The sequence below is a fragment of the Streptomyces sp. NPDC056296 genome (assembly GCF_042268605.1).
GTDB lineage: Bacteria > Actinomycetota > Actinomycetes > Streptomycetales > Streptomycetaceae > Streptomyces.
In genome coordinates, this window is the sequence record NZ_JBHJRX010000046.1 from 12,707 (window position 1) to 37,725 (window position 25,019).

At 69.2% G+C, this 25,019-nt stretch carries 26 protein-coding genes; 13 read left to right on the forward strand and 13 right to left on the reverse strand.

Features of this window, described 5'->3' with window-relative positions; translation table 11 throughout:
* The first annotated feature begins 39 nt into the window (after positions 1-39).
* Both ACFCZF_RS29295 and ACFCZF_RS29300 read left to right on the forward strand, forming a co-directional pair.
* Complete coding sequence (locus ACFCZF_RS29295) at positions 40-1,518, forward strand: ATP-binding protein (RefSeq protein ID WP_376674181.1); 1,479 nt, start codon at positions 40-42, stop codon at positions 1,516-1,518.
* A 112-nt stretch (positions 1,519-1,630) separates the two neighbouring features.
* A complete protein-coding gene (locus tag ACFCZF_RS29300) occupies positions 1,631-2,020 on the forward strand; it encodes a RidA family protein (protein ID WP_376674182.1) in 390 nt (129 codons plus the stop codon).
* Between the two features lie 7 nt (positions 2,021-2,027).
* Here the strand turns inward: ACFCZF_RS29300 and ACFCZF_RS29305 are convergent, their stop codons facing one another.
* The 7 genes from ACFCZF_RS29305 to ACFCZF_RS29335 all read right to left on the reverse strand — a co-directional run bounded on the left by ACFCZF_RS29305 (position 2,028) and on the right by ACFCZF_RS29335 (position 7,112).
* Entirely contained in the window at positions 2,028-2,450 is a 423-nt protein-coding gene (locus tag ACFCZF_RS29305) for a PIN domain nuclease (protein WP_376674183.1), read from the reverse strand.
* Complete coding sequence (locus ACFCZF_RS29310) at positions 2,447-2,662, reverse strand: type II toxin-antitoxin system VapB family antitoxin (RefSeq protein WP_375912409.1); 216 nt, start codon at positions 2,660-2,662, stop codon at positions 2,447-2,449. Before ACFCZF_RS29310 ends, ACFCZF_RS29305 begins: the two co-directional genes overlap by 4 nt.
* A 57-nt stretch (positions 2,663-2,719) precedes the next feature.
* Positions 2,720-3,832, reverse strand: a complete 1,113-nt coding sequence (locus ACFCZF_RS29315) for an ABC transporter substrate-binding protein (protein WP_376674184.1) — start codon at positions 3,830-3,832, stop codon at positions 2,720-2,722.
* Positions 3,833-4,642: 810 nt separating this feature from the next.
* Entirely contained in the window at positions 4,643-4,963 is a 321-nt protein-coding gene (locus ACFCZF_RS29320) for a hypothetical protein (protein WP_376674185.1), read from the reverse strand.
* Positions 4,963-5,445: a hypothetical protein gene (locus tag ACFCZF_RS29325; RefSeq protein ID WP_376674186.1), complete on the reverse strand. Its 483-nt coding sequence runs from the start codon at positions 5,443-5,445 to the stop codon at positions 4,963-4,965. The genes ACFCZF_RS29320 and ACFCZF_RS29325 overlap by 1 nt, the downstream gene beginning before the upstream one ends.
* A 579-nt stretch (positions 5,446-6,024) precedes the next feature.
* On the reverse strand, positions 6,025-6,213 hold the full coding sequence (locus ACFCZF_RS29330; RefSeq protein WP_376674187.1) for a hypothetical protein: 189 nt from the start codon (positions 6,211-6,213) through the stop codon (positions 6,025-6,027).
* Between the two features lie 257 nt (positions 6,214-6,470).
* Entirely contained in the window at positions 6,471-7,112 is a 642-nt protein-coding gene (locus tag ACFCZF_RS29335; protein WP_376674188.1) for a hypothetical protein, read from the reverse strand.
* 625 nt (positions 7,113-7,737) lie between these two features.
* Between ACFCZF_RS29335 and ACFCZF_RS29340 the strand changes: the two genes are divergently transcribed.
* Positions 7,738-8,571: a DUF6602 domain-containing protein gene (locus ACFCZF_RS29340; RefSeq protein ID WP_376674189.1), complete on the forward strand. Its 834-nt coding sequence runs from the start codon at positions 7,738-7,740 to the stop codon at positions 8,569-8,571.
* A gap of 859 nt (positions 8,572-9,430) precedes the next feature.
* Here the strand turns inward: ACFCZF_RS29340 and ACFCZF_RS29345 are convergent.
* Together ACFCZF_RS29345 and ACFCZF_RS29350 are read right to left on the reverse strand one after the other, a co-directional pair.
* Positions 9,431-10,156, reverse strand: a complete 726-nt coding sequence (locus ACFCZF_RS29345) for a 5-formyltetrahydrofolate cyclo-ligase (protein ID WP_375912604.1) — start codon at positions 10,154-10,156, stop codon at positions 9,431-9,433.
* Between the two features lie 20 nt (positions 10,157-10,176).
* Entirely contained in the window at positions 10,177-11,343 is a 1,167-nt protein-coding gene (locus ACFCZF_RS29350; RefSeq protein ID WP_376674190.1) for a helix-turn-helix transcriptional regulator, read from the reverse strand.
* 179 nt (positions 11,344-11,522) lie between these two features.
* Here ACFCZF_RS29350 and ACFCZF_RS29355 point away from each other — a divergent pair, with 179 nt between their 5' ends.
* The 5 genes from ACFCZF_RS29355 (at position 11,523) to ACFCZF_RS29375 (ending at position 15,298) form a co-directional block, all read left to right on the forward strand.
* The gene (locus tag ACFCZF_RS29355; RefSeq protein ID WP_376674191.1) at positions 11,523-12,074 is read left to right on the forward strand and encodes an ATP-binding protein; all 552 of its coding nucleotides are present in this window, start codon (positions 11,523-11,525) and stop codon (positions 12,072-12,074) included.
* Between the two features lie 134 nt (positions 12,075-12,208).
* On the forward strand, positions 12,209-12,352 hold the full coding sequence (locus ACFCZF_RS29360) for a hypothetical protein (RefSeq protein WP_375912430.1): 144 nt from the start codon (positions 12,209-12,211) through the stop codon (positions 12,350-12,352).
* Positions 12,353-12,367: 15 nt separating this feature from the next.
* Entirely contained in the window at positions 12,368-13,552 is a 1,185-nt protein-coding gene (locus tag ACFCZF_RS29365; protein ID WP_376674192.1) for a cupin domain-containing protein, read from the forward strand.
* Between the two features lie 38 nt (positions 13,553-13,590).
* Complete coding sequence (locus ACFCZF_RS29370; RefSeq protein ID WP_376674193.1) at positions 13,591-14,445, forward strand: aldo/keto reductase; 855 nt, start codon at positions 13,591-13,593, stop codon at positions 14,443-14,445.
* Positions 14,446-14,632: 187 nt separating this feature from the next.
* Positions 14,633-15,298: a phosphotransferase gene (locus tag ACFCZF_RS29375; RefSeq protein ID WP_375912437.1), complete on the forward strand. Its 666-nt coding sequence runs from the start codon at positions 14,633-14,635 to the stop codon at positions 15,296-15,298.
* An 81-nt stretch (positions 15,299-15,379) separates the two neighbouring features.
* Here the strand turns inward: ACFCZF_RS29375 and ACFCZF_RS29380 are convergent, their stop codons facing one another.
* Positions 15,380-16,141: a phosphoglyceromutase gene (locus tag ACFCZF_RS29380; protein WP_375912440.1), complete on the reverse strand. Its 762-nt coding sequence runs from the start codon at positions 16,139-16,141 to the stop codon at positions 15,380-15,382.
* 161 nt (positions 16,142-16,302) lie between these two features.
* On the opposite strand from ACFCZF_RS29380, the gene ACFCZF_RS29385 reads away from it, so the two are divergent.
* Complete coding sequence (locus ACFCZF_RS29385) at positions 16,303-17,586, forward strand: MDR family MFS transporter (RefSeq protein WP_376674194.1); 1,284 nt, start codon at positions 16,303-16,305, stop codon at positions 17,584-17,586.
* A gap of 60 nt (positions 17,587-17,646) precedes the next feature.
* Here ACFCZF_RS29385 and ACFCZF_RS29390 read toward each other — a convergent pair whose 3' ends face one another.
* Complete coding sequence (locus tag ACFCZF_RS29390) at positions 17,647-18,099, reverse strand: DUF2000 family protein (RefSeq protein ID WP_376674238.1); 453 nt, start codon at positions 18,097-18,099, stop codon at positions 17,647-17,649.
* 58 nt (positions 18,100-18,157) lie between these two features.
* Here ACFCZF_RS29390 and ACFCZF_RS29395 point away from each other — a divergent pair, with 58 nt between their 5' ends.
* On the forward strand, positions 18,158-18,973 hold the full coding sequence (locus ACFCZF_RS29395) for an AraC family transcriptional regulator (RefSeq protein ID WP_376674195.1): 816 nt from the start codon (positions 18,158-18,160) through the stop codon (positions 18,971-18,973).
* A 7-nt stretch (positions 18,974-18,980) separates the two neighbouring features.
* Here ACFCZF_RS29395 and ACFCZF_RS29400 read toward each other — a convergent pair whose 3' ends face one another.
* Positions 18,981-19,484, reverse strand: a complete 504-nt coding sequence (locus tag ACFCZF_RS29400; protein WP_375912451.1) for a YbjN domain-containing protein — start codon at positions 19,482-19,484, stop codon at positions 18,981-18,983.
* Positions 19,477-20,850 (reverse strand): D-inositol-3-phosphate glycosyltransferase, encoded by a 1,374-nt coding sequence (gene mshA, locus ACFCZF_RS29405; RefSeq protein WP_376674196.1) that lies wholly within the window; start codon positions 20,848-20,850, stop codon positions 19,477-19,479. The genes ACFCZF_RS29400 and mshA overlap by 8 nt, the downstream gene beginning before the upstream one ends.
* 188 nt (positions 20,851-21,038) lie before the next feature.
* Between mshA and ACFCZF_RS29410 the strand changes: the two genes are divergently transcribed.
* From ACFCZF_RS29410 to ACFCZF_RS29420, 3 genes are all read left to right on the forward strand, one after another.
* Positions 21,039-21,851, forward strand: coding sequence for a class I SAM-dependent methyltransferase (locus tag ACFCZF_RS29410; RefSeq protein WP_376674197.1), 813 nt, complete (start codon positions 21,039-21,041; stop codon positions 21,849-21,851).
* 174 nt (positions 21,852-22,025) lie between these two features.
* A complete protein-coding gene (locus ACFCZF_RS29415; protein WP_376674198.1) occupies positions 22,026-23,180 on the forward strand; it encodes an NlpC/P60 family protein in 1,155 nt (384 codons plus the stop codon).
* A 271-nt stretch (positions 23,181-23,451) separates the two neighbouring features.
* Complete coding sequence (locus tag ACFCZF_RS29420) at positions 23,452-24,879, forward strand: PP2C family protein-serine/threonine phosphatase (protein WP_376674199.1); 1,428 nt, start codon at positions 23,452-23,454, stop codon at positions 24,877-24,879.
* Positions 24,880-25,019 lie beyond the last annotated feature (140 nt).

Genomic DNA, 25,019 nt, shown 5'->3' on the forward strand with positions numbered 1-25,019 from the left:
ACAGTTTATAAAAACGTACCCCTATAACTTGAGGCGCGGATGAAGAAGCCCGTCGACATGTTCGACCGCGACTACGAGTGGGCGGCGCTGACCCGGTTCGTCACCGACACCCAGCCCGGCGCGACGTTGGGTGTGGTTTCCGGAAGGAGACGACAGGGCAAGACCTTCCTGCTCGAGGCGGCCTGCGAAGCGGCAGGCGGGTTCTACTTCGGCGCGACGGAGGCTGCCGACGCCGAGTCACTGCGCCGACTGAGCGCGGCCCTCACCGCACATGTCCGGCCGCCCAGCCCGTACCACTTCGCCGACTGGCACGAAGCGGTGGACGCGCTGCTTGCGCTGGGCGCCGAGCGGCCAGTACCGGTCGTGATCGACGAGTTCCCCTACCTGGCCAAGGCCAACCCGGAGCTGCCGTCGATCATCCAGAACGCGTTCCGGCCGCTCCGGGAACAGCGCACCGGCTCCCGGGCTCGCCTGCTGCTCTGCGGTTCCGCGCTGTCGTTCATGGGCGGGCTGCTGTCCGGAAACGCGCCGCTGCGCGGCCGGGCGGGCCTTGAACTCGTCGTCCGCCCCCTGGACCACCGGCTGGCCGCGGACTTCTGGGGCATCACGGATCCACGCCTCGCCCTGCAAGTGCACGCCATCCTCGGAGGAACCCCCGCCTATCGCAGGGAGTTCGCACGCGGTGACAGCCCGTCCGGCCCGGACGACTTCGACGACTGGGTCGTCCGTACCGTGCTGAACCCGGAGACCCCCCTCTTCCGCGAAGCCCGCTACCTACTGGCCGAGGAACCCGACCTGCGCGACACCGCGCTCTACCTCTCGGTACTCGGTGCGGTCGCGGAGGGCAACACCACGCGTGGCGGCATGGCCGGATACCTGGAACGCAAGGCCACCGACATCGCCCACCCGATCAACGTCCTGGAAGACGCGGGGCTGCTCCAGCGCGAGGCGGACGCGTTCCGCACCAACCGCTCCACCTACCGCATCGCCGAACCCCTGATCGCCTTCTACCACGCGGTGATGCGACCGGTCTGGCCCCAACTCGAACGCCCCGGCAACGCCGCCCGAGTCTGGCAGGCCGGCCGCCGGCGCTACGTCGCCAACGTCCTCGGCCCCCACTTCGAACAGGTCTGCCGCGAGTGGGCGCTGCACCACGCCGACCCCGACCTGCTCGGAGGCCTCCCCGCACACGTCGGCCAGGGCGTCGTCAGCGACCCGTCCGCACGTACGTCGCACGAGGTCGACGTCGCCGTCATCGGCGTGGCCGACGGAACCAAACCTCCGCTGCTGGCGATCGGCGAGGCCAAGTGGAACGACACCATGGGCATCGCCCACATCGACCGACTCCGCCGCATCCGGGACGTCATCACCCGCACCGGCCGTTACGACACCAGCCGCACCCAACTCCTCTGCTTCAGCGGCGCCGGCTTCAACGACAAGGCCCACCACGCCGCCGCCACCTCACCGGACGTCCAACTCATCGACCTGTCGACGCTGTACGGCGGCACCGGGGCCTGACCGACCCCGCGTTGCGCTCGATACCATCCGGGACCCAACCGACGGTCGGCCCCAGTCGATGACCAGGGAAAGACCTGCCAGCGCCGGCCGCGCACCCCTTAATGTGCCGTGCATGACAGAGCGACGTTCCATCCTCAGCGGCTCGACGTTCGAAGAGCAGATCGGCTACGCCTGTGCCGTGGTCGACGGCGACTGGGTGCACGTGTCGGGCACCACCGGCTTCGACTACACCACGATGACGATCTCCGAGGACGTGGTGGAACAGGCCGAGCAGTGCCTGCGCAACATCGAGGCCGCCCTGACCGAGGCGAAGTGCACCTTCGCCGACGTGGTCCGGGTCCGCTACCTGCTCCCCGACCGCACCGACTTCGAGCCCTGCTGGCCGGCACTGCGCCGCGCCTTCGGCGAGGTCCGCCCGGCCGCCACCATGCTGATGTGCGGCCTCGCCGACCCCCGCATGAAGATCGAGATCGAGGTGTACGCACGGCGGCGCACCGCGTAGCGCGCCCTTACTTGCCGGCCTCGGGCCCGTACCACTGGAGCGCTTGACCGGTGACGGCGGCGACGCACTCGAAGTCACGGTCGCGGTGGAGGAGGGTCAGCCCCTGCAACTCGGCGGTGGCGGCCACCACGAGGTCGACGGGACCGGCACTGCGGTGCTGCCCGCGTCGGGTGAGGATCTCCTGGACCTGCCAGGCCCGGTCGTAGGCACGGTCGTCCACCGGCACCGACCCGAAGAGCACGCGCAGGTCCTCGACGCCCTGCGTACGGTCCGCGGCGGAGCGCGCGCTGTAGAAGAACTCCAGCTCAGTGATGGGACAGGTGGCGATGAGCCCGGCGGCGGCCGCCTGGTCCCATCCGTACTGCTCGGCGTCGCCCCGCAGCAGGCGGGCGAGTGCGCTGGTGTCGATGAGGAACTGCGCGGCGTTCACCGACGGTAGTTCCCCTTCTCATCGAAGAGATCCAGGTCGAAGGCGCCCGCCGCCGCGGCGGAGCGCAACCGGGTGAGCGCCAGCGCACGACGCCTGTTCTCCAGCACTTCACGCAGGGCGGTGTTGACCGTCTCCTTCTTGGTGCTGGTGCCCAGCGCTTTGGCCACGTCTGCGACCAGTTGATCATCCAGGTCGATCACGGTCCGGCTCACCGGCGACACCTCCACGTATATCAAAGATGCGCTCCAGTATATACGCCCGGTAGTCGCTCAGCCGGCGTGGAGGACCCGAAGGCGATCCGGCTCCGCCGGGTCCCGGTCGACGACTCGGACGGGCGTCCAGGCCCACTGCCAGACGCTGATGTCCGGCGTGCGGGAGAACCGGATCGGCCCACGGGTGCCCTCGACCTCCACGCGCGGCCATGACCCGGCGATGGCCGCCCGGTCCGTGCCGTGGGAACGCAGCACCTCGGCGAGGACGGCGACGGTGTCCCAGCCCTCATAAGCGACGAAGGAGGGCGCCTCGCCCAGCCGTTCGTGGAGTTCCTTCCCGACGCGTTCGCCGAGCGGACCGAGGCACTCGGGCAGGTAGCGCAGGAACGGGATCCCGGCGCCGTCCTCGCCCAGCTCCGCGGCCCATTCGGCGAACTCCGGCTGACCGGCCGGAGCGCCGATCAGGAGCCCCGCGAGCCGCCGGTCGCCCCGGACGGCCCTGACGATCGACACCGCCGGCTCCGGGTGGCCGACCAGCAGGAGGAGTGCCGTCGCGCCCTGTTCGACGAGCGCGTCGCTCAGGGCCTCGGGGGTGAGCGCGTTCGTGTCGAGTTCGACGACGGTGCCACCGCGGGGAGCGAGATGGTCCCGCAGGACGCGGGTCCCGGACGCCCAGTAGACGCTCGGCTGGGTCGCCACCGCGATCCGGCCCCGGCCGGCGCCGAGGAGGAAGTCCGCATAGATCCGCCAGCCGTGGGACTGGGCCGGGGCCAGGCGCGCGACCCACTCCGTCGGCTCCTCGGTGAGCGCGTCGAGCACCGCGGACGAGCAGAGGAACGGCACCCCAAGGGCATCGGCCCGGGCGGCGGCGGCGCGGGCGACGACACTGTGGTACTCGCCCGCCACAGCGGCCACGCCCAGGCCGGCCAGTTCCTCCACGGCCGCCGCGGCCCGCTCAGGATCGGCCGCGGTGTCCCGGACCACCAACTCCAGCGGCCTGCCCCCGATCCCACCGGCGCCGTTGACCTCGCGCACACCCAGCTCGAGTCCCGCGAGCAGATGCCGACCCGCCTCGACCCAGCCGGGCCGCGTCAGCGGGACGAGAGCGCCCAGCCTGACGGACGACCCGCCCGCGTGCTCGGCTCCGGACGGCGATGGTGGCGTATTCATGAGTGGCGTCTCCCCTGGGACGATGCGGTCACGGCCCGCCCGGACCGCTCGCCGGCCGGGGCCGGCCGAACGTGCCCGGGGGACGCTCAACGCCCCCTTACCCGAGCCCAAGGGCGCGGGTAAGGGTCGTTATCGGAGAACCTACTTCTTCTTGCCCTGGGTCTTGTCGGGGATCTTGGTGGCCCGCGTCTTCGCTGTTCAAGGGAGGTGGTCTCGTGCGCCTGGTGGTCGTCGTTGGTCGTCATCGGCCACTGTCGAGCGTCTTCGGACGGCCCAAAGACGGCCCAGCCAGCACCGTCATGAGCGTCGGCTTACCGCGTTACGCAGCGCCTCGAACCAACCCATGAAGAGCCACCTCAGCCACCAGAACCACCCTCTGCGCCTGCGTCGCGGCTGTGGTTCCGGACGCGCCGGCATGCACGGAAGTCGGGGAGGAGTAGAGACACGTGGGCTTCGGCTTCGTCGGCCTCCACCACCGTGCAAATGGCAGTAGCTGTTCCGTCCGGCCGGGTTTCCGCACGCTCGTCCCTGCCGTATCACCCCAGCGCAACGCCCCATGAAGCGAGGCTGGCAGAGCCTGCGCGGGCAGGGGGCGACTGTGGGGCAACTGCTTGCGGAAGCTACAGGTCTCACACGCGGAGCCATCAGCTTGGGAAGCTGCGGGCATTTCAGGGCGACTCGGGCGCCGACCTGGACAAACGCCCCGTTTGCCCCTCCTCATGCTGAGCCGCTTTCACCGTGATTCCCCGCTGTTCCCCGCTCTATCTGGTGCGCTGGCGGTGCAGCGGAGGCCAAGGGCGCGAGCGTCCTTTAGTCAGTCACATCGTCGGTTCGCGTGAGAGGCACCGTGGGTGTGCTGCTGGCCTGTTCCTGCGACGCTGACGGCATCTCATTATCGATGATTCTTCTTAGTTCAGCGAACTGATCGCTAGTAAGGAGATGGGCATCGGAAATATTGATCACCCGCCCATTTCCTTCAATCGTGATGTTTGTCCTCTGCTCTCTGAAACTTGCTTCCTCGGCATACCGTCGTGATCGGCTGGCAATTCGAAGGGTGGTATAGGCGAACGCTGCAGCCAAGACGGAGCCAGTGGCTGCTCCCACCACGGCAATAAAGTCAGTAGCTTCCATCACTCTTCCACCTCAGCAAGCACGGTGCTAGCACCTGTAGTGATCAGGGTGATCGCGAAGAACCAAAGGGAAAGTTCCGCCATGACATCGCGACGCACTTCAGGGTCATTCGCAGCGTTCGGAGCCACCGCATCTGCATACAGAAAAGACGTCAGAAAGAATAGGCCGATGTTCGTGAACGTCAAAATGGCATGAAGGAAACGGTGTTTGTTGCTCTTTTTCATGAAAGATTGTCCGACTGCCGCCGCAGTTAGACCAGCAGACACGATATAGAGCTCACCGTGGCTGATGAGGTCGGAGAACGACCGGTCTCCCTGGCGAGTAGCGTCAATTAAGTAGCCAGCTGCAATTGGAAGTACGGCGAAGATTACGCTGAAAAACGCCCAGTGAAGAACCTTCATCCAGGGGTCATGCGCGCTGGTAGTGCTGGCGGTCGTCGCTGCACCGCTCGTCTGCGGAGTCTCGCCGTCTGCGGTTGTCACAGTGATGACTGCAGACGGCTCCCCCGTAGCCGGGTGTGAGCCCCCTGCGGAAGCTTGCGTCGCCTGAGTTGGCGGAGTTGGGCTAGTCATCGAGGCCCACGCATCCTCTGGGACCTAGTCCGAACGTTTGACGCACAAGCGTCCCCCCATCTCCCTCAAGTCAGCGCAAGAGGGGCCCAGTTCAGAGGCTGAGCAAGGAGTCTACCCGCAGGGCTGACTGCCAACGGGCATCGTTCTGGCGGGCACATACACCAATGTCGTCAAGGTCATTACGGGCGCCTGAACATGGACGCACGCTGGGGCGAGCTTCGGTGCGTGAAAATGGCGAGGAGATCGGCGTGCAGCTTCTCGCCGACAGGACCAAACCTCCAGCCATTCCTGCCGACTCGTGATGGCAGGTTCCGAGACCTAAGCTTGGGAAGCTGCGATCATTTGCGGCCGGTTCGGGCGCTGACCTGGGCGAATGGTAGAGGCGCGGCCTCGTCGGGCTCGACTGCTTCCCCTGGGGTCCCCCGCTGTTCCCCACTAGATCTGGTGCGGTTATGGTGCGCGCCGCTCGTCATCCACGCTCTAGGCCACCTACCGCTTCTGCGCCCGGTAGCGCTTCATCAGCGCAGTGATCCGTGCATAGTCCGCCTGGCCGTTGAGCTCGGCCACGAGATCGTCAGGACACAACTCGTAGAGATCGCCCCACCAACGACGTCCCCGGTTGTCCCAGATCCGGTAACCACCCGGCACGCCCCGGGCGACGTAGCGTCTTCTGCTCACGGTTCCCCGTTTCCGGCCCACCCTCGTGCCGTCCTTTAGCGAGTCATCCCTGAACGGTCGTGAACGGCGCCGAATGGGACGGAAACTGAGACGGCGGGGGACAGGCGAGTCCTCCCGGGTGTTGCTCATCCTGCCTGTGTTTCGTCCACCTGTGCGCCGAGGTCAGCGGTGCCTGCGGACGGTGGTGCCTTGATGGTCGCCGGCTGGTTAACGGCGAGGAAGGTGAAGGTCAAGTCGAGGGGTTCGCCGTCGACAAACTAGAGCGGCTTGCCCTCGCCGCTCCGTGTGGCGTATGTATCGCCCCGCATGCGGAACTGCCTGGTGTGGTTGTCGTCGCCGATCCACAGATCCATGGTGAGCGTGCCCTCGATGCGTAGCGCTGTGAACTGATCAAGGCTGTTGATCTGGCGCTCCCGAGCCGCCTCGCTGGCGGCAGCATCACGGGCGGCGCCGATGCCGCTACTGGTGACCGTTCCTCTGTAGTGAGTGGTCCGGGTCCCGTCGATCGCCTCCGTCCCAATGCTTCGCACGTCCTTGGATGCGGTCAGGATCGTGGACTGCACGGCTGGGTTGCCTTCGATCTGACGCGGCAGTATGCCGTAGGACTGGTTGTCCACCGCGCTGCGTCCCCATACAGCCGGGTCGGCGCTGAACCAGCTCTTGCCGTCCAGCTTCTCGAAGTCGATCGCACTCCCGCTTACGTACATCACTTCGTCGACGAACCGGACCTCCATCTGGCCGTCTCTACCCTGGTCGGTCGCGTTCATCTTCATACTCATGGTCAGGGGTTCCGTGTTCATGGATGCCTCGGCCTCCAGCCGGCCCTTGTCCGGCACGGTCCCGGTGACCCGGTAGTGGAGCGACGTGATGCGCTCGGAGTTCGTCGCCGCCTTCGCCACGGCCGTAGCGGGCGTCACCCTGGGCGAGCCCTGATTCGGAGAGTTACTCGCCGGGCCCTCTCCGCAGGCACTCGTTCCCCCAGCGAGCAGCACAGCGGCGAAGGTCGCGCTCGTCACTCTGAGTGGTACACAACCACGCGATGAAATCGTCATAATTCCCCCCGGAACTGAGGTGGCTGACCCAAGCCAAGGCCGTGAGCGTATCCCGGCGTGTGTCCGGTGATCCGCTGGGTTCTGGTGGGTCATGCGCGACGGACCGACCCGCCTGCCAACGCGAGCTTCTGGGGCCTCAGGCTTTCAGCTTGGGAAGATGCGATCACTTGCGGGCAGTTTGTGCGCTGACCTGGGCGAACGGTTGGGCTGAGAGCGGCGACGGCTACGGCTGCTTTCACCGTGATTCCCCCTGTTCCCCGCTCGCTCTGGTGCGCTTGCGGTACGGCCGTGGTCCGGAGGTGGCACTCCGGAACCGCCTTGTCTGCAGCTCTGGCCGGATTGCTCTACGGCAGCCATAGCAGTCGCGTTAAGGTCTCACAGGAACGCTGCCTGTCGGCCTTAGCTGCTGTGCTCCCTTACGCACCCACCTCGTGGGCTGCGGCTTCAGCACGACTTGAGGGGCACGGCGAACATGGCGTTCGTCAGAAAGGGGTGCGAGATGTTGAACCGCAATCTGGTAGCAATGCTCAAGGCGCAAGATAAGAAGCTTGCCGCAGCGCTCGATGAGAGTCGCAGCAGTTTCCAGCACGCTGGCCTTCGTGGCGACGCAGTTGAGAGCGCATTCCGGGATTTCCTCAGCAAGCATCTACCGCGTCACTTTACTGTCGGCACGGGGGAAGTGATTGACCTTGGAGACCATACGTCCTCCCAGACCGACGTCATCGTCGCCAATGTTGACCAACCCTTTCAGACAGGGCTACACGAGCCAGGGATCTTTCTGATCGAAGGCGTGTCGGCCGCAGGGGAGATCAAGTCGAAGCTCACGCTGAACGATCTCAACGACACGCTCAATAAGGGCGCAAAGTTCAAGACTCTGCGCAACACCACTATGAACGGGACGCTCACTTTCACCAACCCGTCTGACGAGTCAAGGTTCTATCGCTGTCCGCCATACTTTCTGTTTGCGACGGAAAGCGTCGTCGCCCTCCAGACACTCCAGCAACGCCTCGAAGCAGCGATGCCAGTTCCTTCGGCAAATGGAGAAGGTCCGGATCTCCCGCCCTTGGACGCCGTGTTTATCCTCGGCCGGGGCGCTGCACTGAACCTCGGCGATGGTGAGGGGGATCTCAAAGCCAGCCGCTCTGACGGGACGCGTCTCACCGGCTGGACATGGGTCGAAGGTGAATCTGTGATTGCGGAATTCCTTATCTGGCTGACCGCTGTCGCGCCTCGGCCCATCCGCAATCTGTCACCTGCCACTGACTACCTCCTTCGACACAGGGCGTCGCTGAAGGCGATGCGCTGACTGCGGCGTTAAGCACCAGTCTTGAAGATCGCGTACGGATCGGGGCTGTGTTGGCAGGACGCTGACCTATGCGGTTGTGAGCCAGTTGCCACCGCTCTCCGTTGTTCCCCGGTGATCGTTCCGCATCGGACACGTGAGGGCACCCCGGTGGTGCTAGCCTTGGGTCGCGCATAGCAACAATATGTGCTGCTCGGCCTGGTGCGAATGAGTCCATCGGACTCGCCCCTGATCTCAGGCCGACTTACTTGGCGCCGGACGGCGCCTGGTTTGTCGTGCCCGTTCTCAAGATCTTTCCCGAGGGGTTTTCGTGCCTGAGATCGTCATCGTGTGCCTCATCTTCGTCTACCTGCTCTTTGGGCTGGTGGCCTTGTCGCGGTGCTCGCCGGAGGACCTCCGTGAGATCCTCCGGGTCCTCCTTCGCCGACGGATGTAGCGCCTGTGAGCGCCAAGGTCGATGGAGCGACTTTGGCCTGGAGCTGCTTTGGCGCGAGTGATCATGGCCCCGGAAGCTTCCGGCGCGTCGGGCAGTTTGTGGACCTGTCCGGTCAAGCACGACGTTGGGGCGATGATCTGCGAGGCTCGCGCCAAGGTGGCTCGCGGAGCAGACCGCCCCAGCCACGCCGTACCCCTTTTCTGGCGTCAGACGGCTGATCGCTGAGTGCGCGGTACGGGCGCCGGCCGGGCTGGAGCGGAGCGGAGACAGGAGCGCAGGCCCGGCCGGGGGCCGGGCCGCGCGCGGGGAGCGGAGCGAGCCGCCTTGAACCCGTGAAGAAGGTTGTAACTCAGGCATCATCTGGGACCCGACACATCGTCTGAGACCCGACACCGTGGCATGGGATCGGGCCCTCCATCTCGGTGGTCAGGCGCGCTGCCGTGCCACGAGCGCCGGGATCGCTGCGATCTTCTCCGCCGTAAGGGCGGACCAGTCGACTCCCGACGGGCGATGAGGGTTCGGGCAGGCGATGGTCTCGTCGGGGGTCACGATCAGGTCGACGCTGGCGTCGTGTTCGGTGGTCGGGATTGAGGTCTCGGTCACCTGGAGTGCGTGGACGGTGGTGACGACGATGGTCTCCGGCGTCACGAGGCCGGCCTCGGTGAGTAGGGCGAACTCGATGTCGGAGTAGCCGGCGCCCTTGCCGATGCGGGCGCCGTCGCGGTTGACGGCGACGCTGCCGAGGATGATCAGGTCCAGCGGGCGAAGGGCGTCGACCTCGACAGTGGGGGCGATCTTGGCAGCGGTGCGGCTGGCTGCGGCCTCGGCAGGCGGGACGGTGAGGGTGGCCGGATCGAGGAGGTAGAAGGGTTTGAGGGTGGCCAGCTTCGGCACTGCCATGTAGACGGTCTTGCCGTCCTCCAAAGCCCGTACCCGCACCGGCAACTGAGCTTTGTCGGGCACTGCCTTGACGACGTCCGCACGATGCCAGGCGGGATGTTCCGCGAGCCGGTCCGCAGCTTCCCCAGCGCCCTTGAAGTTGGGGATACGACCGTGAACGGAGGGGTCGTGGACAGCATCTGCGGCGGTCAGGGTGTCCCAGACCTGCAAACGTACCGCCTGTTTGGCGCGGTCCAGGGAGTTGGCTGCCACCACCACTGTCTCCTTTTCTCCTACGCTGCCGTCATCAGGCCGAGCAGTCTGTCGTGGACCTCGGCGACAAGGGGCTCCTGGCGCCAAGGGCGAAGTTCGCGGGCGGCTCCGAAGACAAGGTTCATACCTCCGCCACCGCGTGTGGCCTCCAGCTCGACGATGGCTTCGGTGAGGCTGGCCACCCCGGCTTCGACGTCGCGTTGGCGGATACGGGCGAGCGTAAGGTTCCCCAGCACGATCGCGCGGGACTTTCGCCTGTCTCGTAGCTTCTCCGCAGTTCCAGCCAGCAGGCGCTCGGCCCGTTGGTTGTCTCCGAGGGAGAGGTAGCAGGAGCCTGCGAGGCGCCCGAACTGCGCGGGCGACACCAGGTCGGCCGCAGCGTCACCAAGGTCCACGTGGTCAAGTTGGCGTTCCGCGCTGGCAAGGGCGCGTTCACAGTCCCTGGCCGAGCGCAGCATGGCGTGTGCCTCGGCAGCGTGCAGGAGCGCCAGTCCGGACAGGGCGGGACTCGTGCGCGCGGCGATATCGGCCGCTCGCTGCGCGAGCGCCAACCCGGACTGTGCGTCGTGTGCGCCGTACAACGCTACGTAGCAGGTACGCAGAAGGGCGTGGGCTTCGAGAGTGGTGTCCCGTAAGTAGCGAGCGAGGAGTGCACTGCGCTCGTAGTACGACTTGGCCGTGGTGTGGTCGCGGCGCTGGGAGGCGTCCCAGACCAGCTGCCCCATGAGTGTGCACGCGTCGGCATGCAGCGCGTGGAGCTCCCGTTGCACGCGTCCGCGGGCTGTACCGGAGGCGAGCTGGTCGATGCGGTTGAGCTGTGCTGCTGCCTCTGCGATGAGGCCGGCCGATGGCACGCGGTCGTATCGAGCGGCGCAGTCGTCGAAGCACGTGCGAAGTGTGGCGACGGCGGGGAGATCAATGCGCCCCGGGTGACTCAGCGCGTGATCGAGGGCGTCTTGCCCCTGTGTGCCACATAATGGACGACCGGTCAGCAGGACGTTGAGTTCCTCGGCATTGACGCGCAGAAGGCGGGCCAGCCGTGGGCGCATCCAGGGTTGTGGGGCAGTGCGGCCTGATTCCCAGCGGGCGATGGTGGAACGGTCTACCTGCATGTGCTCCGCGAGAGCCTCTTGGGTGAGGCCCACGGTCCGACGGCGTCCTGCGAGACCGTTGCGGTGATACGCCATGACGCTGTCTCCCCGTTTCGCCTGCCCTGCCAAGGACTGCCGGTCTGCGCGACTCCCCAGGCCAGGCGTGGGTGTGCCGCGCGGATGCCGCAATGGTGCGTCCATTCTGCTCTGGGTGCCGCCTGCTGTGGGCGGTTGTGTGGAACTCCGACGCACACAGCCAGGAAGGTTCGCGGTCCATGCCGTTCCGAACAGCAACTTCGAAGTCCTCGTCCCTCCGTGTCCCGCCCGACACCGGCGCCGTGTCTTCCGCTCGTCGCTGGGTCGTCTCGCTGGTCCATGACTGGGACCTGCCGCTTGTGGAGGACACGGTCGAAACGCTGGAGTTGCTGGCCGGCGAGGTCATTGCGAACGCCTTGGTGCACGCGGAGAACGGCTGCCAGGTCACGGTGTGCTGGGACGGCACCCGCGTGCGTCTGGAAGCCGAAGACGGGGAGACCGGCGCCCTCCCTCAGGTTGCGGCGGCCAGCCTGGAGGACGAGAGCGGGCGCGGATTGCAGTTGATCGATGGGCTGGCCCATGCCTGGGGATCCCGGCCGACGGTAGACGGAAAGGCCGTTTGGTTCGAGGTTTGTAGTGGTTCGCCCTCGACGTACCGCGCGTCTCCCGCAGCATGCGAAGTCGACTTCCTCATTCAACGGCGTACTGCGGCCGACAGCCGTTGCCGAGCCGCCGAGAGCGGCCTGCTCAGCAGTTCACGCGCCGCTGTCACCCGACCACTGACGACCTGACTCCGGAGCACGAGCCCCGAAGTCAGGGTCGGCGCCCCCACCCGGGTCTCCATCGCGTGGTGGACCCCCGGAGGCGCGCCAACCAGGGGGCAGGCAACCGGCTGGCTCCCGCCTACACAGAAGGAGGCATCTCCATGCCCGAGCAGAACGCCACCACGAACGGCGGTCAGGAAGATCAGGGACTGCTGGTCGCCCGTCGCCGGATCGCCGCCGCCCGTTCGCGGGCCGAGCAGCCCTCGGACGGCGGCTCAACCGGTCGTTCCGACGGCAACGACTGAGAAAGGGCGCCATAAATGACCACCGACGCAGCTGCGGTGGTCGCGCACCTGGGTGAGGACTTCCTCGCCCAGGTGTACGGCCGCACCTACCGCCACTTCCCGGGCGATCCAGGCCGTTTCAGCGGTGTGCTCGGCTGGGACGATCTCAACTCGTTGCTCACCCATCATCGGCTCGAACCGCCCCGCCTACGTCTCTCGACGGGTGGCGAAGCGCTGCCCCAACACGCCTACTCGACGCCCGTCACCACCCGTCGCAGCACCGTGTGGCACCGCCTCAAGCCCGCCGACCTGCACCGCCGACTCGCCGAGGGCGCCACCCTCGTCCTGGACGCGATCGACGAGCTGCACTCGGGCGTCGGGCACCTGGCCCAGCAACTGGAACGGCACCTGCGTACTGGCGTCCAGGTCAACGCATACGCCTCCTGGACCCCCGAGGAAGGCTTCGGAGTCCACTGGGACGACCACGACGTACTCGCCCTCCAGCTCGACGGCGTCAAGAAGTGGCGCATCTACGGGCCCACGCGGCAAGCCCCACTGCACCGGGACACGGACATCCCCGAACCGCCACCGGACGAGCCGATGGTCGAACTGGTCGTTCAGGCCGGGGACATGCTGTATCTGCCGCGCGGTTGGTGGCACGCGGTCGCCGCTTCCGAAGGCGTCCATTCCCTGCACCTCACCTGCGGCATGCAGCCAACGACTGGCGCCGATCTCCTCCAGTGGCTCTCCGAAGACCTGCGACGCGAGCAGTCGGTACGCAGCGACCTGCCGCGCTTCGGATCCGAGGAGGAGAAGGCGGAATTCGTGCGGTCCCTGGGCGACCTCGTCTTGAAGGAGTGCGGTGACGCTACGCTCCTCGACCGCTTCCTCGCCGTGAGGGACGCCACCGATCGGGCTCGCCTCGTTCCCTCATTGCCGTACGTCGAGGGTGTGCCGCCCGACCCCGCCCTCGCCGTGCACCTGGTCACCGCCCGCGCCCGGCTGCAGAGCGACGGGGGAGGCAATGCGGTGCTGACGGCAGGTGGAGAGGAGTGGACCTTCGCCCCGCAGGCCGCACCGCTGCTGTCCCTCCTCGTGGCCGGAGGCCACCATCGCCTGGACACACTCGCCCAGGCGGCAGGACTCCGTATCGGGCAGGTCGCGCTGCTCGTAAGCGAACTGGTCGACGGTGAGGTCGCGGCCGTGGGGCGGGCCGGATGAGCGCCCAACTCGCGGCCGGTACATACCGTTGCCGTGACGTGTCCCAGTCGGTGACTGCGGCTGTGGACGCCGGGGCGACGTGGATCGACACAGCGCCGAATTACGCGTCGGGCTCGGCCGAGGCCCTACTACGGCCGGTACTGGACGGGCACTCGCGCGTGCGCGTATCGACCAAAGTGGGTTTCGTGCCCGACTCCGACCGGGTGGCGGCTCGGGACGCCGGCGTACTGCCGCTCGGCGGCGATCAGAACCACTGCCTGTCACGTCCGTACATCGCCTGGCAGCTCGCCCGCAGTCGCGTACGCCTTGGGCGAGTCCCGGATCTGGTCTTCATCCACAATCCAGAACACGACCGTACGGACCCGGCCGATGTGGCGCGGACGCTGACTGCCGCGTTCGAGGAACTGGAGAGTGCTGCGGACGCCGACGAGATCTGCGGCTACGGCGTCGCCACCTGGGCGGGCTTGTCGAGCGGCCTGTTCGCCGTCCCCGAGCTCACGTCTCTCGCGGAAACCGTGGGCGGGCCACGCCACCACTTCCGCGCCGTGCAGTTCCCGGTCTCGCTCATCCACCTCACCGTGGTGGCGGACGCCCTTGACGGGCGCGGGGCACTCGCCGAGGCCCGAGGTGCGGGACTCGACGTCTTCGCGTCGGCGCCCCTCGGAGGTGGTGCACTTCTCGCCGCAATGGCGGACGATCTGGTGCGCGTCATCGATTGCTCCGCCTCCCCTGCGCAGGCCGCCCTCCTGGTCGCTCTGTCGGCGCCTGGAGTGTCGCGTGTCCTGCTGTCGGCAAGCACACCGGCACACTGGGCTGACGCTCAGGGCGCTGAGTCCCGCGAGTCCTTGTCGCCGGTTCGTTTGAGAAGGGTCATTGATGCCGTCGGAACCTGATGACCCTGAGGTCACCGTGCGCATGCGCAGGGCTCACTCCGTGGCATGCGGCGTTCTCGGGGCGGTTTCTTCCCCTCGGCCGTTCGGAGGAGGGGCGCATGAGGCGTGGGGCTGGAGGGGACGCACACTGGGCCGACCCGTCACCGGTCCCTACGGGGCGGGATGGCTGCGCGTCGTCCACGCGCCGTTGGGCAAAGCGAGGGGCAAGCTGTGGACGGGACCGGAGGAAGCCGAACGACTGGTGCCCCGGCGGCTGCCGCGTCCTTGCCTGCGTCTCATACACCAGTGGACGGAGGGAGCAGTCGCGTACAAGGCGGAGCTGTACGACCACATCGTCGGCGACATCCTGTCGCCCACTCCGGCACTCCTCGCTACCGCACCTCAACTGTCGGCAGTCTGGTGGAGCGACCTGCGCACGGCTCTCGGCCGTCTCTCGCCGGTCCGCACCGACCGCGTTGCCGTGCGCCAGGCGTACCTGGACCGGGCCATGCCGAAGTACCTCGCCTTCCTCGGCGGGACCGTCCCCACGACACCGTCCGCGTGGTCCACCGCGCATGGCGACCTGCACTGGGCGAACCTCACCGGGCCCGGACTCGGCATCCTGGACTGGGAGGGCTGGGGCATCGCCCCGGCCGGTTACGACGCCGCCTTGCTGCACGCCTACAGCCTCGGGGTTCCCAAGGCCGCCGAGCACGTCCGCCGCGAACTCGCCACCGATCTCGACAGTGAGCACGGCCGCTTCGCAGAGCTGGTCGTGATCACCGAACTCCTGCAGAGCGCAGAACGCGGGGACAACTCAGACCTCGTTCCCGCTCTGCGGCAGCGGGCAAAAGAGGTCTTGCCCCAGGTGTAGCCCCGCAAGTCTCTGGGCCCATGGCACAAGAACGCCCCTCACCTGCGGAAAAAGTGCAGGTGAGGGGCGTAATCACGCAACCTACTTCTTCTTGCCCTGGTTCTTCACGGCCTCGATCGCCGCCGCCGCCGCGTCCGGGTCCAGGTACGTGCCGCCCGGGTTCAGCGGCTTGAACTCGGCGTCCAGCTCGTAGGAGAGCGGGATGCCGGTCGGGATGTTCAGGCCCGCGATGTCGGCGTCGGAGACGCCGTCGAGGTGCTTGACCAGGGCGCGGAGCGAGTTGCCGTGCGCCGCGACCAGGACCGTGCGGCCGGTGAGGAGGTCGGGGACGATCGCGTCGAACCAGTACGGGAGCATCCGGACGACGACGTCCTTCAGGCACTCCGTCTGCGGGCGCAGCTCCGGCGGGAGCGTCGCGTAGCGGGCGTCGGAGAACTGGGAGTACTCGGCGTCGCGGTCCAGCGCCGGCGGCGGGGTGTCGTAGGAGCGGCGCCACAGCATGAACTGCTCCTCGCCGAACTCGGCGAGGGTCTGGGCCTTGTCCTTGCCCTGGAGGGCGCCGTAGTGGCGCTCGTTCAGGCGCCAGTGGCGGTGGACGGGGATCCAGTGGCGGTCGGCGGACTCCAGCGCGAGCTGGGCCGTGCGGATCGCGCGCTTCTGGACGGACGTGTGGACCACGTCGGGCAGCAGGCCGGCGTCCTTGAGCAGCTCGCCGCCGCGCGTCGCCTCCTTCTCGCCCTTCGGGGTGAGGTTGACGTCCACCCAGCCGGTGAACAGGTTCTTCTCGTTCCACTCGCTCTCGCCGTGGCGGAGGAGGATCAGCTTGTACGGTGCGTCGGCCATGGTCCCGAGCGTAATCGAACCCTCTGATCCCCCGCGCGGTGCGCCCGCCGGTCGGACAGTTGACGAGAAGTGTTAATCGACTGGCCTCCGACGGCCTCCCGTTCGTAAGTTGTGCCTACCGCCAGAGCCACTTACAGCCGCTATTCGTTCACGGGGGTCCCATGTCAGTCGCCGGAGTGAGACGTGCCGTGCGCGAGTCCGTCTCCGGGCTCCCCCGCGAGTTCTGGTGGCTGTGGACCAGCACCCTGGTCAACCGGCTCGGTGCCTTCGTCGCCACCTTCATGGCGCTGTACCTGACCATCGACCGCGGGTACTCCGCCTCGTACGCCGGGCTGGTGGCCGCTCTGCACGGGCTCGGCGGGGTCGTTTCCTCGCTGGGGGCCGGGGTGATGACCGACCGGCTCGGGCGGCGGCCCACGCTGCTCGTCGCGCAGGTCTCCACCGCACTGTCCGTCGCGCTGCTCGGCTTCGTGCGGGACCCGGTCGCCATCGCGGCCGTCGCCTTCCTGGTCGGCATGGCGAGCAACGCCTCCCGGCCCGCGGTGCAGGCGATGATGGCGGACATCGTGCGGCCCGAGGACCGTATCCGCGCCTTCTCGCTCAACTACTGGGCCATCAACCTCGGCTTCGCGATCTCCTCCATGGCGGCCGGGTTCATCGCCGAGGTCAGCTACCTCGCCGGGTTCCTGATCGAGGCGGGCATGACCATGGCGTGCGCCGTCCTGATCTTCATCAAGCTGCCCGAGTCCCGCCCGCAGAAGGGCAGCGCGGAGGGCCAGGCCGCCGTCGAGGGCCCGCCCGTCTCCCTCGGGACCGTCCTGCGCGACGGGCGCTACATGAGCGTCGTCGGGCTGTCCTTCCTCATCGCCCTGATCTTCCAGCAGGCGTACGTCGGGCTGCCGGTGGCCATGGGCGAGGCGGGGTTCACGCCCGCCGACTTCGGCATGGCGATCGCCGTCAACGGTGTGCTGATCGTCGTGCTCCAGATTCCCGTCACGCGGTTCATCGAGCACCGTGATCCGCGGCTGCTGCTCGTCGGCTCGGCGCTGCTGGCCGGGTACGGCTTCGGGCTCACCGCCTTCGCCGGGTCGGTCGGTATCTTCGCCCTCACCGTGTGCGTGTGGACGCTGGCCGAGATCGTCAACGCGCCGACCCAGACCGGTCTCGTCGTCCGCCTCTCCCCGGTGCACGGGCGCGGGCGCTACCAGGGCATGTACACCATGTCCTGGGCGGTCGCCGCCCTCGTCGCCCCGCTGATGTCCGGATTCGTCATCGACCACTGGGGCGCCGAGTGGCTGTGGGGCATCTGCGCGGTCGTCGGCACGGTGGCGGCGGCGGGGTACTGGGCGCTCATGCGCGGGCTGCCGGAGGAAGAGGCGGTCACCTCCGAGACCGTCCCCTCTGGGGCCTCCGCACCCGCCAAGCCCGAGGTCAGCGCGACCTGACGGCCATCCGGGGGCAGCGCGACCTGACGGCCATCCGAGGGCAGCGCCGCGCCCCCGACCTCACGGGTGCATCCGCGCCCCCTTCAGCACCTTGTCCACCGCGTTCTTCGGGCCGTACACCGCGAGGCCGACCAGATCCAGTCCGGCCGTGGGCACGGCCCGTACCGCCGCCCGGTTGTCGCGGTCGTTGCCCGTGGTGAAGAGGTCGGACGTGAAGAGCGCGCGGGGCAGGGCACGTGACAGCACGCGCGCGTGGGCGTTCGTCAGCGTCTCCTTGGTGCCCTCGAAGACCAGCACCGGCTGCCGGAACATCGGCAGGTAACCGACCGCGTCGGCATCCTCGTACGGCTCCCCGATCACCTCGGGGAACTGCGCGCCCAGGCCGCTGACCAGGAAGGCGGTGACGTTCAGGCGCTGCCAGGTCTCCAGGTCCTCGCGGAGCAGTACGGCGATCTTGGTGTCGAAGCGGACGGGGCCTGCGGGGTCTGCGGGGTCTGCGTCGTGCGTGCTCATCGTGCTCATACGGTGAGACTGCCGGTCGGCGTACGGCCCGGTCTTGTACGTTTTTTGCATGGCCGACCAGGACCGGCGGCGGACCGTCTCCGCCTGGCGACCCCCCGTACCGGGCGTCGTCGAGGTCTTCCACGCCCACTTCACCGAGTACGCCTACCCGATGCACGTCCACGAGGCGTGGACGCTGCTCATCGTCGACGACGGGGCCGTACGGTACGACCTGGACCGGCACGAGCACGGCACCCCGCACGACACGGTGTCGCTGCTGCCGCCGCACGTGCCGCACAACGGCTCCCCCGCCACCCCGGACGGCTTCCGCAAGCGCGTCCTGTACCTGGACGCCTCCCGGCTGGGCGACGACCTGATCGGACGGGCCGTCGACGCCCCCGACCTGCGTGACCCGGTGCTGCGGCGGCGGGTCGGGCAGCTGCACTCCGCGCTCGCCCTGCCCGGTGACGAACTGGAGGCGGAGAGCCGGCTGACGCTGATCGGCGAGCGGCTGCACGGGCATCTGCGGCCCCGGGGAGAGGAGGGCCCGGTGCGCCGTCGGGACCCCGTCCTCGCCCGCCGGCTGCGGGAGCTGCTCGACGAACGGGTCGTCCAGGGACTCGGCCTGGACGAGGCGGCCGCGCTCGTGCCCGCCCATCCGGCCCACCTGGTACGGGCGTTCAGCGGCGCCTACGGCATCGCGCCGCACCAGTACCTGATGTCCCGCCGCGTCGACCGGGCCCGGCGCCTGCTGCTGGCGGGGCGCTCCCCGGCCGACGTGGCCACCGCGACCGGGTTCTACGACCAGGCCCATCTGACCCGGCACTTCAAGCGGCTGGTGGGCGTCACGCCCGGGCGCTACCGCGTCAGCGGAGGAGCGGTCTGAGGACGCGTCAGTCCCCGGTGCGCTCGATCAGGTGCTGGAACGCCTCCAGGTTCCGCGTCGACTCCCCGCGCGAGGTGCGCCACTCGTACTCCTTGCGGATGGCGGACGCGAAGCCCAGCTCCAGCAGGGTGTTGAAGGCGCCGTCGGCGGCCTCCAGGACCTGGCCGAGGAGGCGGTCGATCTCGTCGGGGGTGACGGTGGCGAGGGGGAGTTTCGCGGTGACGTAGATGTCGCCGAGGCGGTCGACGGCGTAACCGACGCCGTAGAGCTTGAGGTTGCGCTCCAGCAGCCAGCGGTGGACGGCGGGTTCGTTCTCGTCGGGGTGGCGGATGACGAACGCGTTGAGGGAGAGGGAGTGCCTGCCGAGGAGGAGGGAGACCGTCGTCGAGAGCTTGCGGGTGCCGGGGAGCTTGACGACGTAGTTGCCGGGCTCCGGGCTCTCCCACTCCAGCTCGGCGTCCCCCAGCGCCGCCTCGAGCACCTGTGCTGCCTTCCGCGCTGCCTCAGCCATGGTGGGAGCGTACGCGACGGCGGTGGGACTGGATCGCGGCCGTGTAGGCGTCGGCCGTGGCGGCGGCGGCGCTGTCCCAGCCGAAGGACTGGGCGTGCCGGGCGGCGGCGTCGCCCATCCGGGGCGTCAGCTCCGGGTTGTCGGCGAAATCGCGCAGTACGCGCGCGTACGCGGCGGGATCGTGGCCCTCGACGAGGCGGCCGGTGTGCCCGTCGCGCACGGCGACCGGGAGGCCGCCGACCGCGGCCGCGAGCACCGGCGTACCGGCCGCCTGGGCCTCTATGGCGACCAGGCCGAAGGACTCGCTGTAGGACGGCATGACCAGCACGGACGCCGCCCGGAACCAGTCGGCGAGCTGCTCCTGCCCGACGGGCGGGCGGAACCGTACGACGTCGGCGATGCCGAGCCGCGCGGCGAGTTTCTGCAGCCCCTCGGGCTTGGCGAGGCCGCTGCCGCTGGGGCCGCCGACGACGGGGACGACGATGCGGGAGCGCAGGTCGGGGCGCTCGTCGAGGAGTACGGCGACCGCGCGCAGCAGGACGTCGGGCGCCTTCAGCGGCTGTATGCGGCCCGCGAAGAGCGGGATCAGCGCGTCCTGCGGCAGGCCGAGGCGGGCGCGGGCGGCGGCGCGGGCGTCCCGGGCCTCCCCGAGGGCGGGCTCCGAGCCCTTGGGGAAGGGGCGGAAGCGTTCGAGGTTCACGCCGGGGTGGACGACGGCGACCTTGGCCGGGTCGGCGGCGTAGTGCCGGACCAGCTCGTCGGCCTCCTCGGCGGTGTTGGCGATCAGCCGGTCGGAGGCGGCGACGATCTGCGTCTCGCCGATGACGCGGGCGGCCGGTTCGGGGGTGTCGCCGTCGGCCAGGTTGGCGTTCTTGACCTTGGCCATGGTGTGCATGGCGTGCACCAGGGGGGCGCCCCAGCGCTGGGCGGCGAGCCAGCCGACGTGGCCGGAGAGCCAGTAGTGGGAGTGGACCAGGTCGTAGTAGCCGGGGCGGTGGCCCGCCCAGGCCTGCATGACGCCGTGCGTGAAGGCGCACAGCTGGGCCGGCAGCTCCTCCTTGGCCAGGCCCTCGTACGGTCCGGCGTCGACGTGGCGGACGAGGACGCCCGGGGCCAGTTCGACGGAGGGCGGGAGCGCGGCGGTGGTCGCGCGCGTGAAGATCTCGACCTCGATGTTGATCGCGGCGAGTCGCTGCGCCAGCTCGACGATGTAGACGTTCATGCCGCCGGCGTCGCCGGTGCCGGGCTGGTGGAGCGGTGAGGTGTGCACGGAGAGCATGGCGACGCGACGGGGCCTGCGCAGCAGCCGGAGCCGCGGGGAGGCCGCCGCTGAGCGACGCCCGAGCCTGCTGACGTACTGGCTCACGAGCCGTCCTCCTCGCTGCGGGCATGCCGGTCGGAGGACACGCGCCGCCCTCCAAGGGGTGGAACACCGGATGGCGGTGCTCCATTTCCGGTTTCCCGACCTTTGCCGAATCATTACCGCTGATCGCTCAACCGTTCGAGCACTGGATGCGTCAAAGAGAGCGGGCCGGGCCGCATACCCTCGTACGCATGCCCTCCCGCGCCACCCCCCGCCCTGTGGGCACCGTCACGCGCGGGACGACGAATCCGAACCGGCTGCGCCGCATGGACCGCTGGATCGCGGCCACCCACGGTGCCGAGCTGCGCCGCGCCGCCGATCCCGTCGCCGTCGACCTCGGCTACGGCGCCGCCCCCTGGACGGCCGTCGAGCTGCTGCACCGCCTGCGCACGGTCGCGCCGCACGCGCGCGTGGTGGGCGTCGAGATCGACCCGGCTCGGGTGGCGGCGGCCGAGCCGTACGCGCGCGCGGGGCTCGCCTTCCGGCACGGCGGCTTCGAGGTCCCCGTCCGCCGGCCCCCGCTGCTGATCCGCGCGGCGAACGTGCTGCGCCAGTACGACGAGGGCGAGGTGGCCGCCGTCTGGCGGCGGCTGTGCGCGCGGCTCGCGCCCGCGTCGGAGCACTCGCGCGGCGGGCTCCTGGTCGAGGGGACGTGCGACGAGATCGGGCGTCGGCACGTGTGGGTGGCGCTCGGGCCCGAGGGGCCGCGCACGGTCACCCTCGCGGCCCGGCTGGGCTCCCTGGACCGCCCCTCCGACCTGGCGGAACGGCTGCCGAAGGCGCTGATCCACCGCAACCTCCCCGGCGAGCCCGTGCACGCCTTCCTGCGCGACTTCGACCGCGCCTGGGCCGCCGCCGCGCCCTACGCCTCCTACGGCGCCCGCCAGCGCTGGATGCGGGCCGTGCGGGACCTGACGGCCGACTGGCCGGTGACGGACGGGCCGGTGCGGTGGCGGCAGGGCGAAGTGACGGTGCGGTGGGAGGCGTTGGCGCCGCGCGCGTGAAGCGGCACCCCCCGTGCCCGGGACCGATGGGCGGGAACGATCTCCGTGCGGCGTTCGTCACACAGCGGGGGAATCGCCGTGGGAAAGCACGACCTCTGTCGCTTTCCACGCCGGCATGGCACGATCCCCCAGGCGACCTATGTTACTGACGGTTAATCAGTTTGGGGGCGAGGTATGCGTACGGGGAAGCATGGCTTGATGACCGCTGCCGTGACCGTGGTCTGCGCGGTCACCGTGCTCGCGGCACCGGGCACGGCGTTCGCGGATCCCGGGCCCACGCCCTCACCCGGCACCCCGAGCGCTTCACCGTCCCCGGCCGCCACACCCGGCAAGGACCTGGAAGCCGTACGCAAGAAGCTCGACAAGCTCTACCGCGCGGCGGCCTCCGCCACGGACGAGTACAACGCCGCCGAGGAGAAGGCGGACAAGCAGTCCGCCGAGATCGTCGAACTGGCCAAGAAGATCGTCAAGGGCCAGGAGAAGCTCGACGGGCTGAAGGAGCGCGCGGGTGCCGCGGCCCGCTCCCAGTACCGCACCGGCGGCCTGCCCGACGAGGCCAAGCTGCTCCTGAGCGACGATCCCGAGGAGTTCCTCGACGGCACCGGCCGGGTCAACCAGGGCCAGCGCGCGACCAAGGGCCTGCTCGGTGAGATGACGCGCACCCAGGAGGACCTGAAGGCCTACGCGGCGGACGCCTCCGCCCAGTTCAAGAAGCTGGAGGCGAACCGCAAGGCCAAGGCCACCGCCCAGAAGAAGATCGAGAAGCAGGTCGCGGCGGCCGAGAAGCTGGAGTCCGAGCTGGAGAAGGAGGAGAAGGAGCGCCTCGCCCGGCTGGAGCGGGAGGCCCAGGCCAAGGCCCAGACCGCCTGGCTCGACTCCGGCATCCTCAAGGACCTCGACACCAAGGCGACCGAGCGGGGCCGGAAGGCCGTCGAGTACGCCACCGCCCAGATCGGGAAGCCGTACCAGTGGGGCGCCGAAGGCCCGAAGGCCTACGACTGCTCCGGCCTGACCTCACAGGCCTGGGTGTCGGCCGGGCAGTCGATACCGCGCACCTCGCAGCAGCAGTGGAAGCAGCTGAAGCGCGTCGACATCAAGGACATGCGCCCCGGCGACCTGATCATCTACTTCGACGACGCCAGCCACGTCGGCATGTACGTCGGCGACGGCTCCGTCGTGCACGCCCCGCGCCCGGGGCGCTCGATCACGATCGCGGGGGCGGGCACGATGCCGATCCTCGGCGTCGTACGTCCGGACACGGGCGCGGGCACGGGCTCGGGCACGGGCTCGGGCACGGGCGCGGGCGCGGGCGCGGCACCCTCGGAGTGACACGGGCCACGCGCCTCGCGGCGGGGGCGTGAGACGGGCCACGTGACCCAGTCCACGCCCGGCGCCCCGCCCCGCGTGACGTTCGTCATCCCCGGCCCCCGGTCGACGTGTCCAACTGCGGTACGGAACGCGGCATATGACAGTGGCCGAGCGCCGCCCGGCGTGTTCTTGACCATTCCGCAGCGGCACCGTCACCCGCTATGGTCCCCGTCGGTGGGTCGAGGTCCCTCGCCCCGCCATGCCCTCGGGGGGAGGGAAGGAAACCAAGACGATGCCCGTACCCGTACCGCGGCAGAGGGCGATCCCGGCCGCGGAGTGTGGTCAGGCGCCCGCCGCGTCCCCGGACAGCGGCCCTTCCACGGAACAGGCCCCGCCCGGGACGAACCCGGCCGAAAACCCCACCGCTCGGCGAGAGAACCCCACGGAGAAGCGCGAGAAGACCACGAACGAGACCACGGACCGGCACGAGAGCACCACCCCCACCAACCTGACGCTGCTGCTGATCGAGGACGATCCGGGCGGCTCGCCGATCGTGCCCGACCTGCTCGACCAGTCCGGCAAGCCGATCCGCGTGCGCACGGCCCGCAACCTCACCGAGGCCGAGCGGCTGCTGACCGACGACGTCCACTGCATCCTGCTGGACCTCGCCCTGTCGGCGCCCGCCCCGTCCCCGGCCCGCGCGAGCGCCGACGGCAACGGGGACGGCGACGGTGACGGGAGCGGGAACGACGAGCTGGCGGTGCTCAGGCACGTGCTGGAGCTCGCGCCCCGGCACGCCGTGCTCGCGCTGACCTCCTCCAGCGACGCCGAGCGCGGCGCGGAGGCCGTGGCGGTCGGCGCCCAGGACTACCTGTTCCGCGACGAGCTCGACGGCCGGCTGCTGAGCCGGGCGATCCGCTACGCCGTCGAGCGCAAGCGGTCCGACTCGGCGGAGCGGCGCCTTGCCGAGGGCCGGCTGCGCGCCCAGGAGAACCGCCGTCTGGAGCGCGGCCTGCTGCCGACGCCGCTGCTGGCCGGCTCCTCGCTGCGCTTCGCCGCCCGCTACCGCCCGGGGCGCTCGCGTGCCCTGCTCGGCGGCGACTTCTACGACGTCGTCCGCACCCCGGACGGCACCGTGCACGCCATGATCGGCGACGTCTGCGGGCACGGCCCGGACGAGGCGGCGCTCGGCGTGGAGCTGCGGATCGCCTGGCGCGCGCTGACCCTGGCCGGTCTCTGCGGCGACGAGCTGCTCGGCACGCTTCAGCAGGTGCTGGAGCACGAGCGCTCGGACGACGAGATCTTCGCGACCCTGTGCGCCGTGGACATCGCCCCGGACGGCCGCCGCGCCGGCCTGTGCCTGGCCGGGCACCCGTCGCCCCTGGTCGCCGGCCCGGGCACGCCCGCACGGCTGCTGCCCTACGACAACAACGGCCCGGCGCTGGGCCTGCTGCCGGGCGCCCGCTGGCCGCGCATGCAGGTGGAGCTGGGCTCCGAGTGGAGCCTGATGCTCTACACCGACGGCCTGATCGAGGGCCACGTCGGCGAGGGCCGGGAGCGGCTCGGCCAGGACGGCATGGTGGAGATGGTCCGCCGGCAGTTCGCCGAGGGACTGCAGGGCGAGCAGTTGCTGCGGGCGACCGTCAACGAGGTCCGCGAGCTCAACGGCGGCGAACTGGCGGACGACGTGGCAGTGGTGTTGCTGGACCGGACGCCCTGAGCGGGGCGGACGCGACGCCCGCGGTACGGATTGAGCGCCGTATGTACGCATCGCCGTACGGATGACCGTCGCGCCCCGCCTGCCGGTGCGTTGTGGCTGGTCGCGCAGTTCCCCGCGCCCCTTGGGCCCGGGGCGCGGCG

What these genes read in the sequence shown, in the direction of transcription:
- ACFCZF_RS29380 (WP_375912440.1), bottom strand. Translation starts at nt 16,141, where the DNA reads ATGGCCGACGCACCGTACAAGCTGATCCTCCTCCGCCACGGCGAGAGC.
- ACFCZF_RS29350 (WP_376674190.1), bottom strand. Translation starts at nt 11,343, where the DNA reads ATGGCGTATCACCGCAACGGTCTCGCAGGACGCCGTCGGACCGTGGGC.
- ACFCZF_RS29415 (WP_376674198.1), top strand. Translation starts at nt 22,026, where the DNA reads ATGCGTACGGGGAAGCATGGCTTGATGACCGCTGCCGTGACCGTGGTC.
- ACFCZF_RS29360 (WP_375912430.1), top strand. Translation starts at nt 12,209, where the DNA reads ATGCCCGAGCAGAACGCCACCACGAACGGCGGTCAGGAAGATCAGGGA.
- ACFCZF_RS29410 (WP_376674197.1), top strand. Translation starts at nt 21,039, where the DNA reads ATGCCCTCCCGCGCCACCCCCCGCCCTGTGGGCACCGTCACGCGCGGG.
- ACFCZF_RS29420 (WP_376674199.1), top strand. Translation starts at nt 23,452, where the DNA reads ATGCCCGTACCCGTACCGCGGCAGAGGGCGATCCCGGCCGCGGAGTGT.
- ACFCZF_RS29400 (WP_375912451.1), bottom strand. Translation starts at nt 19,484, where the DNA reads ATGGCTGAGGCAGCGCGGAAGGCAGCACAGGTGCTCGAGGCGGCGCTG.
- ACFCZF_RS29340 (WP_376674189.1), top strand. Translation starts at nt 7,738, where the DNA reads ATGGCGTTCGTCAGAAAGGGGTGCGAGATGTTGAACCGCAATCTGGTA.
- ACFCZF_RS29395 (WP_376674195.1), top strand. Translation starts at nt 18,158, where the DNA reads ATGGCCGACCAGGACCGGCGGCGGACCGTCTCCGCCTGGCGACCCCCC.
- ACFCZF_RS29315 (WP_376674184.1), bottom strand. Translation starts at nt 3,832, where the DNA reads ATGAATACGCCACCATCGCCGTCCGGAGCCGAGCACGCGGGCGGGTCG.
- ACFCZF_RS29365 (WP_376674192.1), top strand. Translation starts at nt 12,368, where the DNA reads ATGACCACCGACGCAGCTGCGGTGGTCGCGCACCTGGGTGAGGACTTC.
- ACFCZF_RS29390 (WP_376674238.1), bottom strand. Translation starts at nt 18,099, where the DNA reads ATGAGCACGCACGACGCAGACCCCGCAGACCCCGCAGGCCCCGTCCGC.
- ACFCZF_RS29320 (WP_376674185.1), bottom strand. Translation starts at nt 4,963, where the DNA reads ATGGAAGCTACTGACTTTATTGCCGTGGTGGGAGCAGCCACTGGCTCC.
- ACFCZF_RS29300 (WP_376674182.1), top strand. Translation starts at nt 1,631, where the DNA reads ATGACAGAGCGACGTTCCATCCTCAGCGGCTCGACGTTCGAAGAGCAG.
- ACFCZF_RS29355 (WP_376674191.1), top strand. Translation starts at nt 11,523, where the DNA reads ATGCCGTTCCGAACAGCAACTTCGAAGTCCTCGTCCCTCCGTGTCCCG.
- ACFCZF_RS29295 (WP_376674181.1), top strand. Translation starts at nt 40, where the DNA reads ATGAAGAAGCCCGTCGACATGTTCGACCGCGACTACGAGTGGGCGGCG.
- ACFCZF_RS29385 (WP_376674194.1), top strand. Translation starts at nt 16,303, where the DNA reads ATGTCAGTCGCCGGAGTGAGACGTGCCGTGCGCGAGTCCGTCTCCGGG.